Source organism: Shigella sp. FC1661, assembly GCF_001712525.1.
In the GTDB taxonomy this organism is placed as follows: domain Bacteria; phylum Pseudomonadota; class Gammaproteobacteria; order Enterobacterales; family Enterobacteriaceae; genus Escherichia; species Escherichia coli.
Genome location: NZ_MDGW01000451.1, coordinates 1 through 559, shown reverse-complemented (window position 1 = coordinate 559; position 559 = coordinate 1). Strand labels below are relative to the sequence as shown.

1 pseudogene is annotated in these 559 nt (G+C 54.9%); it reads left to right on the top strand.

Annotated elements, in window-relative coordinates:
- Positions 1-559, top strand: a pseudogene (locus BFF42_RS20320) (IS3-like element IS629 family transposase); the annotation flags it as partial.

The following is a 559-nucleotide window of genomic DNA, read 5'->3' as shown; positions in this document are numbered from 1 at the left end:
TTGCCCCGTCAACGTATTACCACTGTCAGCAACAGCGACATCATCCGGATAAACGCAGTGCCCGTGCGCAGCGCGATGACTGGCTGAAGAAAGAGATACAGCGCGTATACGATGAAAATCACAAGGTATACGGTGTAAAGTCTGGCGTCAGTTGTTACGGGAAGGTATCAGAGTGGCCAGATGCACTGTGGCACGTCTCATGGCGGTTATGGGACTTGCCGGTGTTCTCCGGGGTAAAAAGGTCCGTACGACCATCAGCCGGAAAGCCGTTGCCGCAGGCGACCGCGTAAACCGTCAGTTCGTGGCAGAACGACCTGACCAGCTGTGGGTAGCTGATTTTACTTACGTCAGCACATGGCAGGGCTTCGTCTATGTGGCGTTCATCATTGATGTGTTTGCCGGATACATTGTGGGGTGGCGGGTCTCATCGTCCATGGAGACGACATTCGTGCTGGATGCACTGGAGCAGGCGTTATGGGCCCGTCGACCGTCCGGCACGGTCCATCACAGTGATAAAGGTTCTCAGTATGTATCGCTGGCCTACACACAGCGGCTTAAG